Raw genomic sequence first — 15,424 nt, 5'->3', positions numbered from 1 at the left:
TCGGGCATCTATTTGGCATATCAACTCCGATAAATCCAAAATTTATGTAGAACGTAATTGGTAAGGAAGGTTACAACTATAGCCACCACCTGAGCCAGCATATAGAAGTCTAGAAAATAGTTCGCGATTGCAAAAACTAACGTGTTTACCGTTACCCCAAAAGCAGACACCAAAATAAATTTTGGCGCTGTCTCTATATGACGTTTTGTTTTTGCTGCGCCGAACGTGATATAGAAGTTTGCCGTATAGTTATAGAAGGCCGACAAAACATATGAAACCGCTGACGCAACGACCGGCTCCATTAACTCTAGCTCAACAAACGCAGCAAGCAAAACCATTTGGAGGACCGTCGCTGTGCCTCCCACGAATAAGAAACGGAAAAATCTGCTATTCCATATATTGAGAAGGAGCGGAGACATAATTTTTATTATGATTTTGTGGTTGATGGCTTATGCAGCCAGAATTTATCCAAAAATTTAATCGGTTCAACTTCCCAAGATCGAAGATATCCACGTCTGGCAGCCACCAGCAAAACCGCCTGAGCCAACAGCAGACCTTCAAATGGTTTTCGATAGCGGCCCTCGTTGACAGAAATTGGCAAAAGGCCCTGCACAACAATCCAAGCCAATAGCACCGCCGGCAGCATCCATTCATTTTTCAGCCTTCTTCGATATAGGCATATAAACACCAAAACGGCAATTGTGGCAGGCGCCCAGATCCATCTCATGGCTCCGTTAACCTGATCAACTACCCTGGACATATTATTATCCGGCCATGAGTTGGCAAAAAACAGAAAAATCAAATTCTCTTTTGTAACCCATAAAAACCGCTCCAGGTCAAATTCCAGTGCCTCATAGGCTTTGTCCCAATCGGTACTGCCATTGTTGAAGTCCACCGACACAACGACTCTGCCAGTACGCTGAGTCCTCCAGTCCGAAAACGGATAGAACGGCTCAGCACCAGTTGAGGGAGACCCGAAGATGTGTGACCAGCTTGCACCACCTTTTCTTGTATGCAGCAAGATCTCTCTTTTACCCGACATTGAATAGATCGCCGCCAAATGCCCCATTCCATGGGGTGCAAACTGATTGACGGCCTGATATGAGCGGTATGTCAAAGGCCCCAGAATCAGCAGCAATATGGCGCTTGATATCAGAGCCTTTTTTACCTTCTCTGTTTGCAACAACCACAACCAGGAACAACACACTGCGGCGAACGGGATTGCTATGCCGCGTGTCAGGCCGGCCATAATCCATAAAACCACCATCAAAGCAAATGCGGCGACCGTATTTTTTCGTCGTGCTCTCCAGGTGGCCCACAAAGCGGCTCCCAATAGTGGCAACAGGAGCGTCTCCTGCATGAAGTAGCTGTAAATCGAGGTCCATGAAGGCAGTAGCGCCAGTATTGCCCAACCGACCAGCGCCAGAGTTTTGGAATTCTGTAACTCGCGAAAGAATCGGTACCACAACCAGGGTGTGATTATGGAGAGCAGACTGGTATAGAACGCAACCAATTCAGGAATTTTCAGCGAGAGTTTCGCCAACCAACTCATATAAAGCTGGTACATGATGGGATCGGTCATGGTCATCAGATCGACCCGCAATACGTCGATCCCGGCTTCCCAATGCCTTTGCGCATCACTGCCGATGTGATTAACCGGGTTATAAATAAAAATTGTCGCAATACGGATAATGCAACCCGTGATAATCAGAACATACATACTGATTTGTAAATTGCTGACACCCGAGCGTTTGGCGGGATAGATACATAACGGCGCCAAGGCCACCGCCACCGCCAACAGCACCAGCCAATACCATCCTGACGCGGAATTTTTAATTACCATCCCGGTAAGACCGGGGGCGCCCAGATCGGAGTAACGAATAAAAAAGGTGTTATCTCCTGTTTGGAGATAGGGTGAAAGATCAATGGAAAAGCCGATACTCCAATTGCCCAGCTCCTCTTGGGTATAGCCTTCCAAGGAAACCGGCGCACCGTTGATTTTGATTTCGAGGACTCTGTCGTCCGGAATAATTCTGAAAGTCCTCGGCGTCAATGGGCCGATGGACATGTGACCGTCAACCGCAAAAACCGTGGGGCCACCAACAGAGGTCCGGCTGAGAGGGAGGGTTATTGCCTCCACAGCTCCATTGGCATGGGTCAACTTAACATCGCTGTAGCTGATTCTGAGCATGAACGCCAACAGAACCAGCACCAAAGCCACAAACGTTGTAACGATATAAAGAGGAGGGATTCGAGTTTTGATAGTTCGAAACATTATGGTGTTATATCCAACAACTGACGACGGCGAACAATAACCCGCTCCTTAAAAAATCCCAAGCAGGCGAATCACAATATTTCATCAATGAACCTCACCACCTATATCAAAATTTTTTGATATAGCCTCCCATCGCTGCTAAACTGCTCAAACATTTGCCAACCCCACTTAGCCATGGACTCACTTGCCCAGTTACTGAAAGCCGCCGGTGACGAACTGCGCCTCGCAATTCTTCAAGTGCTCGCGCAGGATTCCTACGGAGTGCTGGAGCTGGCGCAGGCGCTGAAGGTGAAGCAATCTGGCATGAGCCACCATTTGAAGATTCTGGCGCAAGCGGGTTTGGTCGTTACCCGGCGCGAGGGCAACTCGATCTTTTATCGACGCTCCACCTTGGCACCCGACGATCCCATGACACCCTTGAAGCGCGAGCTATTTCGCAGCATAGACGCAGCGGAGGCGCCTTACCAGGAAGGCCTGAAACAGGTTTGGCATGAGCGGTCGCAGGCGTCCCGCCGCTTCTTCCTGGAAAACGCCGACAAGTTCAAAGAACAGCAGGATTTGATCGCCAGCTTTGAGGTCTACCGGGGGCAAATCACTGAGCTGCTGGACCTCAGCCCTACCCCCAGCCGGCAGTGCGCGCTCGAAGTCGGCCCAGGTCAGGGCGAGTTTTTGCCGGTATTGAGCGCCCGCTTCGAGCAAGTGATCGCCCTGGACAACAGTCCGCAGATGCTGGCGCACGCCCGACAGCGGGTAGAGGACGCACAACTGCGCAATGTCGAACTGGTCGAAGGCGACACCCGCTATCTGCAAAACCTGCCGGAGTCGTTCGACTGTGCGGTCGTAAACATGGTGCTGCATCACACACCATCCCCGGCGAGCTTGTTTACGGATATCAGCCACAGCCTGAAGCAGGATGGCGTGCTGTTGGTGACGGAGCTCTGTCTGCACGACCAGAGCTGGACCCAGGACGCATGTGGCGATCTTTGGTTGGGATTTGATCCAGCCGACTTACGCGATTGGGCCGCGTCCAGCGGCCTGCAGGAAGGGCAAAGCGTGTACTTCGCTTTGCGCAACGGTTTTCAAATACAACTGCGACAGTTCATCAAGTCGCACAACGTTTTATCGAGCAGGAGTTAGATCATGGCGCTTTATTCCGTTTTTACCTCGGAGTCTGTTTCCGAAGGCCATCCCGACAAAATGGCGGATCAAATTTCCGATGCCGTTCTCGACGCGATCCTGAAAGAAGATAAGAGCGCGCGTGTGGCCGTCGAAACTCTGGTGAAAACCGGTATGGCGATCATCGCTGGTGAAGTGCGCACCTCTACCTATATCGACCTGGAAGATCTGGTGCGCCAGGTGATTCTCGACATCGGCTACAACAGCAGTGACGTCGGCTTCGATGGCGCCTCCTGCGCCGTACTCAATGCCATTGGCAAACAATCCGCCGATATCGCTATGGGCGTGGATGAAAGCGATAACAAAGACCTGGGCGCTGGCGACCAAGGCTTGATGTTCGGTTATGCCACCAACGAAACCGACGTTTTGATGCCCGCACCAATTTATTACGCCCACCGTTTGGTAGAGCGCCAAGCATTCCTGCGTAAAAGCGGCCAGCTGCCCTGGTTGCGCCCCGACGCCAAAAGTCAGGTGACACTGCGTTATGAAGGTGATCGCCCGGTTGCCGTGGACGCGGTGGTTCTGTCCACCCAACACAGCCCCAGCGTCAAACAGGACGTTATCCGCGAAGCGGTGATGGAAGAAATCATCAAACACGTTTTGCCCGCAGAGTGGCTGCACGCGGATACTAAATTCCATATCAACCCCACCGGCCAATTTATTATCGGCGGCCCTGTGGGCGATTGCGGTCTCACAGGTCGCAAAATTATTGTCGACAGTTACGGCGGCATGGCACGCCACGGCGGCGGTGCATTTTCCGGTAAAGATCCATCCAAAGTTGACCGTTCCGCCGCTTATGCTGGTCGTTATGTAGCGAAAAATATTGTCGCTGCCGGCATTGCCGACCGCTGCGAAATTCAGGTCTCTTACGCCATTGGTGTTGCCGAACCCACTTCGATTTCCGTTAACACCTTCGGCACCGGTAAATTGAGCGACGCCAAAATTGTTGAGCTTATCCGTCAACATTTCGATCTGCGCCCACGCGGCTTGATCGAAATGCTCGACCTGCTGCGCCCGATCTATCGCCCAACCGCTGCTTACGGCCACTTCGGTCGCGAACTGCCCAACTTTACCTGGGAAAAAACCGATAAAGCCGAAGCCTTGCGCAAAGCGCTTTAGAGCCTTAGGCAAAGCGCTTTAATTTTTTAAACGTTTTCAAAACAGCGCGGCATTTGCCTTTTAATGCCGCCCGATATTTTTAGGAATTGGTCATGACATTTACAGATTACAAAGTTGCCGATATCAACCTCGCCGCCTGGGGCCGCAAAGAAATTCAAATTGCCGAAGGTGAAATGCCTGCATTGATGGCGCTGCGAGAAAAATATCGCGCCGAGCAACCCTTAAAAGGCGCACGCATTATGGGTTGCATTCACATGACCATTCAGACTGCGGTGCTGATTGAAACTCTGGTCGCTCTGGGTGCAGAAGTGCGCTGGTCATCGTGCAATATTTTTTCTACCCAGGATCACGCCGCCGCAGCCATTGCCGCTGCCGGCATTCCCGTTTTTGCCTGGAAAGGTGAAACCGAAGAAGAATTCTGGTGGTGTATCGAGCAAACCATTTTGAAGGATGGCAAACCCTGGAACGCCAATATGATCCTGGACGACGGCGGCGATTTGACTCAAGTGGTACACGACAAATATCCGGAAATGTTGCAGCACATTCACGGTATTTCCGAAGAAACCACCACAGGAGTGCACCGCCTGTTGAAAATGATGGAAGACGGCTCACTGCGCGTTCCCGCCATCAACGTCAACGATGCTGTCACCAAATCGAAAAACGACAACAAATACGGCTGCCGTCACAGTTTGAACGATGCCATCAAACGCGGCACCGACCATTTGCTGTCCGGTAAAAAAGCGCTGGTAATTGGTTATGGCGACGTGGGCAAAGGTTCTGCGGCCTCTCTGCGTCAGGAAGGCATGATCGTCAAAGTCACCGAGATCGATCCCATCTGCGCCATGCAAGCCTGCATGGACGGCTACGAAGTGGTGTCGCCTTACAAAAACGGCATCAATACCGGTCGCATCGAAGATATCGAAAAAGATTTATTGGCGAAAACTGATCTGGTTGTTACCGCAACAGGCAATATCAATGTCTGTGATGCTGCCATGCTGCAATCTTTGAAGAGCGGCGCAGTGGTGTGCAATATCGGCCATTTCGATAATGAAATCGACACCGCCTTTATGCGCAAAACCTGGGAATGGGAAGAAATCAAACCGCAGGTTCACAAGGTGTATCGCAACAAAGCCGCCAACGATCATTTGATCCTGCTGTCCGAAGGCCGCTTGGTCAACCTCGGCAACGCCACAGGGCATCCTTCACGCGTTATGGATGGCTCTTTCGCCAACCAGGTTCTCGCACAGATTTATTTGTACGAGCGCAAATTCGCCGATTTGCCAGAAGCAGAAAAAGCTAAACAAATCTACGTAAAAGTACTGCCGAAAAAACTCGACGAAGAAGTAGCTAAAGCTATGGTGGAAGGATTTGGCGGCGTTCTCACTCGCCTGCGTCCGGAGCAAGCGGAATATATTCATGTCGACGTCGATGGACCCTACAAGCCCGAGAGCTACAAATATTAATTTCCCGGGCTTTTTGCTGAGTAGCGCTTATGAATAACGAATTGCATTTAAGTTTCGAATTTTTTCCGCCCAAGACTGAGCAAGGGCGGAATAATTTGCTGGATGTCGCAAAAGAATTGAGCCGCTTCCAACCGGATTTTTATTCCGTTACCTACGGGGCTGGCGGTTCCACGCGCGACAACACCAAACACGTTGTAAAAGCGCTGCACGATCTCCGCTTTTCGGTAGCGCCGCATCTGTCTTTCGGTGGCGATGATGAAGCGACCATCCTGAAATTGCTGCAAGAATACGATGCTATGGGCATCAAGCGTCTGGTGGCTCTGCGCGGTGATCGCCCTTCCGGCATGGGCGGTGGCTCGCAGATGGTATACGCCAACCAATTGGTTGCCTTTATTCGCCAACATTTTGGCAACAAATTCCATATAGAAGTTGCGGCCTATCCGGAAATTCATCCCGAAGCCAACAGCTACGACCATGACATTCGTTATTTGAAAGGCAAATTCGACGCGGGCGCTAATTCGGGCCTTACGCAGTATTTCTTTAATCCGGACGCGTATTTTTATTTTATTGAACAGTGCGAGCGCGCCGGCATCACTCAGCCAATCGTGCCGGGCATTATGCCGATCACCAATTTCAAGAATTTGTCGCGTTTCAGTGACAATTGCGGCGCGGAAATTCCGCGTTGGGTGCGCAAGCGTCTGGAAGCCTATGGCGATGATCTGGAAAGCATCAAAGCCTTTGGTCTCGATTTGGTGTCCGAACTCTGTGAAACCCTGCTCGACAACGGCGCGCCGGGCCTGCACTTCTACACCATGAATCAAACCGAACCGACCGCCACCCTGTTGCGCAATCTCGGCTTGGACGCTCAGTAATGCGTGTTCCACGTGTTTTCTGCGATGTTCCATTAGCCGTCGGTGAACCTGTTTCACTGAATGAAGCGCAGAGTCACTACCTCAGCAAGGTTTTGCGTTTGGAAGCAGGTCGGCCACTGAAACTGTTTAACGGCGATGGTCGTGAATATCAGGCGACAGTGGTGCAAGTCGGCAAACGTTCTGTCGAAGTGCAGATTGGCGATGCGGAACACATAGTCAAAGAATCTCCTCTGCACACTCATCTGGCCGTGGGAATTTCCCGCGGCGAGCGCATGGATCTGGTTTTGCAAAAAGCCACTGAATTGGGTGTCAGCCGTATCACGCCGCTATTTACCGAACGCACCGAAGTGCGTTTGCAAGGCGAGCGTTTGCAAAAAAAAATGGAGCACTGGCGCCAGATTACCATCAGCGCGTGTGAACAATGTCAGCGCAACGTGTTGCCCGAATTGGCAGAAGCGCAAGACTTGGAAGTATTTCTCCGCGAACCCAATAACGATTTAAAACTGGTTTTACACCACCGCAGCGAAACAACGCTGAAACAATACGCCCCACAGACTGGTGTGACCTTGTTAATCGGTCCGGAGGGCGGTTTGAGCGATAGCGAAATTCAGCTGGCGATCGAACATTTCCAATATGCTCCGCTCACCCTTGGCCCCAGGGTATTGCGCACCGAAACAGCACCCTTGGCAGCCTTGACCGCCGTGCAGTTGCTATGGGGAGACCTGAGCTGACCGCACCACAAAAATCGACAGAATCTTCCGAAATCTCCGTCAATGCGTATACTGGCGCGATTGTTCCATCCGCTAGGACTGTGCTGTGAGCGACGATACTTCCCATCCCCACGACCACGATAATTACGTCACCTGGTTCCGCCACTCGTGCCCCTATATCAATGCGCACCGCGGCAAAACCTTTGTCATCATGCTGCCGGGCGACTGCATCGATCACAGCAACTTCTTCAACATCATTTCGGATATTGCGCTGCTCAGCAGCTTGGGCGTGCGGCTGGTCGTAGTGCACGGCGCGCGCAAGCAGATCGACGCCATGCTCGGGGAAGACCGCAATTCGCAATTTCATAAAGGTTTGAGGATCACCTCCAAGAGCGACATGGAAGCGGTGATTCAGGCGGTGGGCAGCATTCGCTTCAAGTTGGAGGCGAATTTTTCCAACGGCCTGCCAAGCTCTCCCATGTACGGCGCCAAGATCCGCATGCGCAGCGGCAACTTCGTCACCGCCATGCCCCAAGGTGTGATCGATGGCATCGACTATCAATACACCGGCAAGGTTCGCAACGTCGACCGCCAAGGCATCGTCAGTCTGCTGGATTCCGGCGCTATAGCCTTGGTGTCACCGCTCGGTTATTCCGCCACTGGCGAAATCTTCAATCTGAATTTCGCCGATGTGGCGATCCAGATCGCCCTCGGTATCAACGCCGACAAATTGATTGCCTTTAACGACGACGGCCCCATCCGCGACGCCACTGGCAATACCTATCGCGAAATGACGCTCCTCAAGTGCGAAAAATTCCTGGTCGAACAGCCAGAAGCGAATCGCAGCAACACTTATTTCTCCCTGCGCGCCTGTTACAAGGCTTGTGACGGCGGCGTGCCGCGTGCGCACGTAATTTCCTCCCGCGAAGACGGCGCACTGTTAAAAGAATTGTTCACCCGTGACGGCGCCGGCACCATGGTGTACCGCGACAGTTACGAAACCATTCGACGCGCACGCATTGAAGATGTTCAGGGTCTGCTCAAGCTGATCGAACCGCTGGAGTCCGACGGCATTCTGGTGAAGCGCTCACGCGAGCTGCTGGAGCGGGAAATTCACAGTTTCACCGTGATGGAAAAAGACGGGCTCATTATTGGTTGCGCGGCGCTCTACCCATTTTCCGAGCCCGGCTCCGGGGAGTTGGCCTGCGTAGCGGTCCATAAAGACTATCGCCGCGACGGACGCGCCGCGAAACTGCTGACCCATATCGAGCGGCAGGCACTGAAGATCGGTATCAACCGTCTTTACGTGTTAACTACCCAAACTGCGCACTGGTTCATTGAACAAGGCTTCGTCGAAACCCTGGTGGATTTACTGCCGGTGGAACGCAAAGCCCTGTACAACTACCAGCGAAAATCCAAAGTTTTCGTCAAGCATCTGCACGAAATCCGTTAATTCTCCCTCATCGTTCGCCGTACCTACCGACAGAGTCTAGACTTCTCATAGACCCTGCCGGCAGGGTGGTTATATAAGGTGATCGATGGAAACCTCCCCAAACGATATACGTCAGATCGACATCATTAAGATGTACAACGCCAAGCGATGCTTGGTAGTCGATGATTTTCCGGAAATTCGCGGCTCGCTGATGCGCTCGCTGCGTTCGTTCGGTGTGGAAACGGTGGATACCGCCGCCAATGGCGACGAAGCCGTTAAATTATGTCGGCAAGCCAAATACGACATAGTCATCTGCGATTACAACCTCGGCAACGGCAAAGACGGACAACAACTCCTGGAAGAGATGCGTTACTTACGCGTCCTGCTGATGACTAGCCTGTTCATCATGCTCACCGGTGAATCCTCACGCGAAATGGTGCTCGGCGCTATCGAGTGCCAGCCAGATGACTACATCACCAAACCCTATACAGAAGCTTCGCTGCGCACCCGCCTTAACCGCGCCATCATTCGCCACGAAGCGCTGCTGCACATCAAAAAAGCCATTTCCGACGGCAACTATCAAAGAGCCCTGGACGCCTGTAACGAAATGATTGCCGCCCGCAGTCGCTACGCCAATGACTGCATCAAAATGAAAGGCCAGTTGTTATTTCTGCTGCGCCAGCTCGTCGAAGCCAAACAGCTTTACGAAAGCGTGCTCGATAAAAAACCCCTGGTATGGGCCAAGCTGGGGTTGGGCAGAATTTTATTGGAAATGGGCAAACTCGATTCCGCAGAGAATCTGCTGGAAGAAGTTATTCAAGAGGACGAGCGCTATATCGAAGCCCATGACATGCTGGCCGATATTTTTGTAGCGAAAAATGATGTGCAAAGGGCGCAAAAAGCTCTAGAGAAAGCTGCGCAAGTCTCGCCTAAATCGGTGCATCGCCATCGAAAATTAGCGGCGCTGGCAGACAGCAACGGCGACGATGAGCTATCAGCCAAATCCCATCAAAATGCAATTCGCTGGGGCATGAATTCCGTCTATGAATCGCCCCAGGATTATTTCAATTTCGCGCGCAAAGTCTCCGACATAGTCCGCAGCGGAGACAAAGCTGCGGAAAGCAATGCCATGGTCAAGCAAGCAGTCAGCTATCTGGATCGCGCGCGCAAACGTTACAACAATGCTCCAGAAATCGAAGCCCAATCCCATATGGTGGAAGCGCAGCTGTTCCAAAGCCAGGGGAAAATGGAACAGGCCACTGCGGCAGCCGACAAAGCAAAGAAACTCTACAACAACCTGGCAAACCCCTCTGTGGATGCCAGTATCGAATTTGCCCGCACGCTGCACACCATAAACGAAGAGGATCAGGCGCGCGCCATTTTGACTTCCCTAGCAGCGGAGCACGCAGACGACAAAAACCTGCTGCGCATTCTCGACGGTATTACCAGCGAACCTATATCCGATGACGGCAAGCTGATCGCCACCAAGCTGACCAAATCTGGCATTAATTCGTACGAGAAACGCGATTTCGACAATGCCATAGACGTCTTCACCCAAGCCATCAACGCCTATCCACGCCACGTCGGCCTCAATCTCAACCTGATCCAAGCGATCCTGGCGGCAACCGAAGTCAGTGGCACCAACGCTCAGTACGAAAAGCTGTGCCGTCGGGCTATGCGTGCGATCGGTTATCTCCCCAGTGATCACAAGCAATTCAAACGCTACGAGTTTTTGCAGAAACAGCTCGGCAAACACTACCCTAACGCACTGCAGGAAACCTGATCCGCTTATCACCATTTCCAGTCGTAATCCGAGTTTTTGGCCGTCGCCAGAGTCTATGATGTGACAACATCTGCAAACGTTTTTGGGTGGCAACTGTGACATTTGTTATGCTTGCGCACTTTCTGTCGCGCCGTTTCCGGCACTTTATTTTTCTAGGCCCGTTTCCGGCTCTTATTTTCTGAGGTAGACCATGCCCCAATACCGCTCCCGTACTACCACCTCCGGCCGCAACATGGCTGGCGCGCGCGCACTCTGGCGCGCCACCGGCATGAAAGATGACGACTTTCAGAAACCCATTATCGCGGTGGTGAACTCTTTCACCCAGTTTGTCCCCGGTCACGTCCACCTGAAAGATCTGGGCCAGCTCGTCGCCCGCGAAATTGAAAAAGCCGGCGGCGTTGCCAAAGAATTCAATACCATCGCCGTGGACGACGGCATTGCCATGGGCCATGACGGCATGCTCTACAGCTTGCCCAGCCGCGACATCATCGCTGACTCGGTCGAATACATGGTCAACGCCCACTGTGCCGACGCCATGGTGTGCATCTCCAACTGCGACAAGATCACCCCTGGAATGTTGATGGCAGCCATGCGCCTGAATATCCCCGCTGTGTTCGTATCCGGCGGCCCCATGGAAGCAGGCAAAACCCGCCTGGCCACTCACGGTCTTGACCTGGTCGACGCCATGGTGATCGCCGCCGACAGCTCCGTTTCCGATGAAACCGTCGCGGAATACGAGCGCAGCGCCTGTCCGACCTGCGGCTCCTGTTCTGGCATGTTCACCGCCAACTCCATGAATTGCTTAACTGAAGCTCTCGGCCTCAGCCTGCCCGGTAACGGCACCGTCTTGGCAACCCATGCAGATCGCCGCCAGCTGTTTGAACGAGCCGGCTCGCTGATCGTCGAGTTGACCCGCCGTTATTACGAGCAGGACGACAGCAGCGTTCTGCCGCGCAGCATCGGCAGCAAAGAGGCGTTCGCCAACGCCATGGCCCTGGACATCGCCATGGGCGGCAGCACCAACACCATCCTCCACCTGCTGGCGATTGCCCGTGAAGCCGGTACGGACTTCGACCTCAGCACCATCGACCACTTGAGCCGCAAGATTCCCCAACTGTGCAAAGTCGCGCCCAATACCCAGAAGTACCACATTGAAGACGTGCACAGAGCGGGCGGTATTTTCGGCATACTCGGCGAACTGGATCGTGCAGGCCTGCTCAACACCCAGTGCTCTACTGTGCACGCGAAAACTCTGCGCGAAGCCATAGACACCTGGGACATTACGCTCAATCCCAGTCCTGAGGTCATCAAGTTCTATAAAGCCGGTCCTGCCGGAATTCCCACCCAGCAGGCTTTTAGCCAAAACACTCGCTGGCCCACCCTGGATGCCGATCGCGCGCAAGGGTGTATCCGCTCTTTAGAACACGCCTATTCCCGTGAAGGTGGACTTGCCGTGCTCTATGGCAACATTGCGGAAAAAGGCTGTGTGGTGAAAACCGCTGGTGTCGATGAAAGTAACCTGGTTTTTGAGGGTATTGCGCACGTTACCGAATCGCAGGATCAGGCGGTCCAGCATATTCTGGATGGTTTGGTGAAACCTGGCGAAGTTGTCATAGTCCGCTACGAAGGCCCCAAAGGCGGCCCCGGCATGCAGGAGATGCTCTATCCAACCTCATATTTGAAGTCGAAAGGCTTGGGCAAAGTCTGTGCACTGCTCACCGACGGTCGTTTCTCCGGCGGCACATCCGGTCTCTCCATCGGCCATGTCAGCCCAGAAGCGGCATCCGGCGGTGCAATTGGCTTGGTCCGCGACGGCGACCATATCAAGATCGATATCCCCAATCGCAGCATCAATGTACTTGTCAGCGATGAAGAGCTGGCTGCCCGTCGACAGGAGCAGGACAAGATCGGTTGGAAACCCAAAAATCCTCGCCCTCGCCAAGTCAGCGCTGCGTTAAAAGCTTACGCATTACTTGCGACGAGCGCGGATATGGGGGCGGTGAGAGATCTGGATAAACTGGAAAAACTCAGCCACGAATAGTGGCTGATTATCTTCCGTCAAAGACTCCAATAAATATCTAGAACAATAAAAAACCCCAGTTTGATATCAAACTGGGGTTTTTTATTGTTGCTAACGCTGCGCGAATTAAGCATCGAGATTTGCGTTTCTCAAGCCTTCTTCGCGAGCCTTTTCGGACTGCACGTATCTAATCAAATTCTGAGCGTGCGTCTTATATTTCTCGTCCTTGGTGGCTTCTTGCAGAGCTTTAATGGACTCGTCATATTTTTTCAGGTTCAGATATGCAGAACCTATATACATATGAACTTCACCCTGGCTTCGCAGACCGCCTTTATTGAGCGCCTTACGAGCAGCAGAAACGGCTTCATCATACTTATCCGCGTTCAAATAAATGGCCGCGAGTGTTGCATAGATTTTGCCGTTATCCATTTTTTGCGCTGCTTCTTCCATGATTGGCAGAGCATTTTTAATGTCCTGAGCTTGAGTCAAAGCAACTGCCCAAACTTCCAGGTTTTTCGCATCGCGAGGAACAGCTTTGGAATCAATTCCTTTCTTCATTACCTTGCCTGCCAAATAGGGCGCTTCCGCTCCCAAGTACAGATAAGCAAGGTTCTTATATTGATTCTCTTTATCCAGCGCTCCGGAGACATACAAAGCGTCCAGAATCGCCAATTGTTCTTTCTCTTTACCATTCATACCGTAAAGAGAAGCCAACTGAGCAAGAATTCTGAAATCGGTGTATTCCACAGCCAGGGTTTCAGCTACTTTTTCTGCCGATTTGTAATCTTCTTTATCGACATAAATTGCCAGCTGCAGCTTATACCAACCTTCGCGAGGCTTTTCCCCTTTTTCCTTAACTAGGTTGATTGCCTTCACCAATTCCTTCAGAGCTTCATCTTTGCGATCCAATAGATAAAGGTTCTGCGCGCGGAAATAAAAATAATCGTCGGGGACAACTGCGGGGCACAGAGCTTCCCACTTGGAAAAATGATCCAACGCTTCTTTATAACGCTCTTCAGATGTCAGCAATTGCGCGATCTGATAGGTCAACTGAGCTTCCAGCGTTTCCGGAATATTAGGTGACTTGGAAAGTACTTTCTGGAAGTAATCAATGGCACCCGGAATATTATCCAGGTTGTACTGAATTACTGCAGCCCGTTGATACAACTGCGCCCACTCGTATTCCGTACAATCGTCGCACTTATCGATCAGCGTCTTCAGCTTTGGCCAGGCAGCTTTGTAGTTAGGTTCTGGAGCTTTGCCAGTTTTAGGATCTGGTTCGGGGCTCATCAGGTTGTCAACTTCAGCAACCTTTTTAAAGAACTTCTGACCCAAAGCACTTAAACGGCGTTTTGCGGGAGGAGCTTTACAGCCCGGCAGTTTGGCAGCTGCGGTCGTCTGAGCCGCCGCAGCGTTATCAATCAACCGAACACCTGCTACATCTACAGAAGGCAGACTGGTAAGGCCCAAACCAACAACCGCGGTGAAAACACCTGCGATTTTTAATCCAAGAGCTTTTTTCATCTTACCACCACTTATTCTTTGGCCATCTGGAACAGGAACTTATACTGCACCCCGGGCACATCAACAGGTTGACCATCTACAACACGGGGTTTGTATTTGATCTTCTCTGCCGCCTTAAGTGCCGCATTTTGGAACACGGAGTCAGAACAGTCTGCGATAAAGGCATCCTTGGTCGTGCCATTCGCTGAAACCGTAAATTCCACTGTGCAATAGCCTTCAGTTCCACGCTGTGCAGCGCGGCGAGGATATTCAGGTTGCACAACCGTCAACGGAATCATTTCTCCATCACCAAAACCTGCTGGACCAGTGATAGTCGGCTTACTGTCGAACTTAGTATCGATGCTAATACCTTCATTGGACGCGTCGGGCGTATCAAATGTAGGTTCCGGTAAATCTGGTGGCGCTACCTCCACCTCTTCCGGTTTTTGCGGCTTGCTGACATCGTATTTGGTTTCAATCTGGCGCTCTGGCATAACGATGTCGGGAACCTTGAATTCCACGACCTCACCAGGCGCTTTGATGTTTGTCTGGATCAACACGTGCATCAACAGAAGCAAACCGAGTGTCACACCCAGCGCAAATCCACCAGCGGTGAAATAACGGGCAATACTCATACGATTACTCCTTCTGCACCGCGATGGAGACATCGAGAATACCCAGCGAGCGTGCAGCTTGGGCAACTTCATTCAGAGTTTTGATGCTGGATTTAGCATCGGCCTGAATGATAACGGGGCTCTTTGGGTTTTCCGCCATTAGCAGTTCTATCTGATCTTTCACAAACTGCGGATCGACTTCATTTTTATCAATCCACACTTTGTTGTCAGCATTGATAGCAACCAGGATCTTGGCGTTCTTAACTGCCGCAGTATTTGCATCAGGCCGATCTATTTCAACACCCGGCTCCTTAATAAAGGTTGCCGTCACAATGAAGAAGATCAACATGATAAACACCACGTCGAGCATAGGAGTCAGGTCGATTGTGGCTCCTAGATCTTCATCAGCGGATGATTTCCTGCTGCTCATGGTTACTTCTCTTGAAACGGGCCGGTT

At 51.8% G+C, this 15,424-nt stretch carries 13 protein-coding genes; 8 read left to right on the top strand and 5 right to left on the bottom strand.

All coding sequences use genetic code 11. The features are described from left to right. Positions 1–20: 20 nt before the first annotated feature. Complete coding sequence (locus DWB84_RS13260; protein WP_255428990.1) at positions 21–419, bottom strand: GtrA family protein; 399 nt, start codon at positions 417–419, stop codon at positions 21–23. 8 nt (positions 420–427) lie between these two features. Then, positions 428–2,275, bottom strand: coding sequence for a glycosyltransferase family 39 protein (locus DWB84_RS13255; protein WP_187410294.1), 1,848 nt, complete (start codon positions 2,273–2,275; stop codon positions 428–430). Positions 2,276–2,449: 174 nt separating this feature from the next. Between DWB84_RS13255 and DWB84_RS13250 the strand changes: the two genes are divergently transcribed. From DWB84_RS13250 to ilvD, 8 genes are all read left to right on the top strand, one after another. Further along, the gene (locus DWB84_RS13250) at positions 2,450–3,412 is read left to right on the top strand and encodes a metalloregulator ArsR/SmtB family transcription factor (RefSeq protein WP_187410293.1); all 963 of its coding nucleotides are present in this window, start codon (positions 2,450–2,452) and stop codon (positions 3,410–3,412) included. 3 nt (positions 3,413–3,415) lie between these two features. Continuing rightward, complete coding sequence (gene metK, locus DWB84_RS13245) at positions 3,416–4,570, top strand: methionine adenosyltransferase (protein WP_187410292.1); 1,155 nt, start codon at positions 3,416–3,418, stop codon at positions 4,568–4,570. Positions 4,571–4,662: 92 nt separating this feature from the next. Then, the gene (ahcY, locus tag DWB84_RS13240) at positions 4,663–6,033 is read left to right on the top strand and encodes an adenosylhomocysteinase (protein ID WP_187410291.1); all 1,371 of its coding nucleotides are present in this window, start codon (positions 4,663–4,665) and stop codon (positions 6,031–6,033) included. Between the two features lie 29 nt (positions 6,034–6,062). Next, positions 6,063–6,905 (top strand): methylenetetrahydrofolate reductase [NAD(P)H], encoded by an 843-nt coding sequence (gene metF / locus DWB84_RS13235; protein WP_187410290.1) that lies wholly within the window; start codon positions 6,063–6,065, stop codon positions 6,903–6,905. Continuing rightward, positions 6,905–7,636 carry a 16S rRNA (uracil(1498)-N(3))-methyltransferase gene (locus DWB84_RS13230; RefSeq protein ID WP_187410289.1) on the top strand — a complete coding sequence of 244 codons (732 nt, stop codon included), beginning with the start codon at positions 6,905–6,907 and terminating at the stop codon, positions 7,634–7,636. Before metF ends, DWB84_RS13230 begins: the two co-directional genes overlap by 1 nt. Positions 7,637–7,721: 85 nt before the next feature. Continuing rightward, on the top strand, positions 7,722–9,068 hold the full coding sequence (gene argA / locus DWB84_RS13225; protein WP_187410288.1) for an amino-acid N-acetyltransferase: 1,347 nt from the start codon (positions 7,722–7,724) through the stop codon (positions 9,066–9,068). A gap of 85 nt (positions 9,069–9,153) precedes the next feature. Beyond that, the gene (locus DWB84_RS13220) at positions 9,154–10,830 is read left to right on the top strand and encodes a tetratricopeptide repeat protein (RefSeq protein WP_187410287.1); all 1,677 of its coding nucleotides are present in this window, start codon (positions 9,154–9,156) and stop codon (positions 10,828–10,830) included. 190 nt (positions 10,831–11,020) lie between these two features. Then, positions 11,021–12,871 (top strand): dihydroxy-acid dehydratase, encoded by a 1,851-nt coding sequence (ilvD, locus tag DWB84_RS13215; RefSeq protein ID WP_187410286.1) that lies wholly within the window; start codon positions 11,021–11,023, stop codon positions 12,869–12,871. Between the two features lie 105 nt (positions 12,872–12,976). Here the strand turns inward: ilvD and DWB84_RS13210 are convergent, their stop codons facing one another. The 3 genes from DWB84_RS13210 to DWB84_RS13200 are packed head-to-tail and all read right to left on the bottom strand — an operon-like array spanning position 12,977 to position 15,397. Then, entirely contained in the window at positions 12,977–14,374 is a 1,398-nt protein-coding gene (locus tag DWB84_RS13210; RefSeq protein ID WP_187410285.1) for a lipopolysaccharide assembly protein LapB, read from the bottom strand. 11 nt (positions 14,375–14,385) lie between these two features. Then, positions 14,386–14,988: an energy transducer TonB gene (locus tag DWB84_RS13205; protein ID WP_187410284.1), complete on the bottom strand. Its 603-nt coding sequence runs from the start codon at positions 14,986–14,988 to the stop codon at positions 14,386–14,388. 4 nt (positions 14,989–14,992) lie between these two features. Beyond that, a complete protein-coding gene (locus DWB84_RS13200; protein ID WP_187410283.1) occupies positions 14,993–15,397 on the bottom strand; it encodes a biopolymer transporter ExbD in 405 nt (134 codons plus the stop codon). Positions 15,398–15,424 lie beyond the last annotated feature (27 nt).

The sequence above is a fragment of the Saccharophagus sp. K07 genome (genome assembly GCF_014336955.1).
Taxonomy (GTDB): domain Bacteria; phylum Pseudomonadota; class Gammaproteobacteria; order Pseudomonadales; family Cellvibrionaceae; genus UBA5868.
This window is presented reverse-complemented; position numbering and strand designations above follow the sequence as displayed.